This window comes from Oerskovia sp. NPDC057915 (genome assembly GCF_042887685.1).
In the GTDB taxonomy this organism is placed as follows: Bacteria; Actinomycetota; Actinomycetes; order Actinomycetales; family Cellulomonadaceae; genus Oerskovia.
This window is the reverse complement of the sequence record NZ_JBHVOS010000057.1, coordinates 1-1,069: the sequence shown is the minus strand read 5'-3', so window position 1 is coordinate 1,069 and position 1,069 is coordinate 1. Positions and strand designations below refer to the sequence as shown.

General features: G+C 57.9%; 2 rRNA genes. Both read left to right on the top strand.

Annotated features, from left to right (window positions below):
• Window positions 1–612 (top strand): 23S ribosomal RNA (locus ACFVQ3_RS18850); the annotation flags it as partial.
• Between the two features lie 159 nt (window positions 613–771).
• Window positions 772–888: ribosomal RNA gene (gene rrf / locus ACFVQ3_RS18845) — 5S ribosomal RNA — on the top strand.
• The last annotated feature ends 181 nt before the right edge of the window (window positions 889–1,069 follow it).

The window sequence follows — 1,069 nt, the reverse complement described above, 5'->3', positions numbered from 1 at the left end:
GGTTCCCTCAGCCTGGTTGGCAATCAGGTGTCGAGTGCAAGTGCACAAGGGAGCTTGACTGTGAGACTGACAGGTCGAGCAGGGACGAAAGTCGGGACTAGTGATCCGGCACCGGCAAGTGGAAGCGGTGTCGCTCAACGGATAAAAGGTACCCCGGGGATAACAGGCTGATCTTCCCCAAGAGTCCATATCGACGGGATGGTTTGGCACCTCGATGTCGGCTCGTCGCATCCTGGGGCTGGAGTAGGTCCCAAGGGTTGGGCTGTTCGCCCATTAAAGCGGCACGCGAGCTGGGTTTAGAACGTCGTGAGACAGTTCGGTCTCTATCCGCCGCGCGCGTTAGAAACTTGAGGAAGGCTGTCCCTAGTACGAGAGGACCGGGACGGACGAACCTCTGGTGTGCCAGTTGTTCCGCCAGGAGCACCGCTGGTTAGCTACGTTCGGAAGGGATAACCGCTGAAAGCATCTAAGCGGGAAGCCTGTTCCAAGATGAGGTTTCTCACCCCCTCGAGGGGGTAAGGCCCCCGGCAGACCACCGGGTTGATAGGCCAGAACTGGAAGTGCAGTAATGCATGCAGGTGACTGGTACTAATAGGCCGAGGACTTACCACAAAGAAGCTACGCGTCCACTGTGCGGTATCTGAAACAACACACAGATACTGATGAGAAACTCTGTTTTCTCCGTCATCCATCCACCCGGTAACGGGTTCGGGTTGGTGCACGGTGAAAACAGGTGATCAGAAGTTGGTTACTGTGACAGTTTCATAGAGTTACGGCGGTCATAGCGAAGGGGAAACGCCCGGTCCCATTCCGAACCCGGAAGCTAAGCCCTTCAGCGCCGATGGTACTGCACTCGACAGGGTGTGGGAGAGTAGGACACCGCCGAACACAATGTAGAGAAGCCCCCCAACCAGTGATGGTTGGGGGGCTTTCTCGTACCCAAACCCCCCCCAAAAAAACCCACCCCGCACTCTCCGAGCGAACGGTACGTCCGTCGCCTCAGATCGACCGAACGTACCGTTCACACCATCACGAGCGGGCGCACGGCCGGCTCACCACCCCCTCCCGG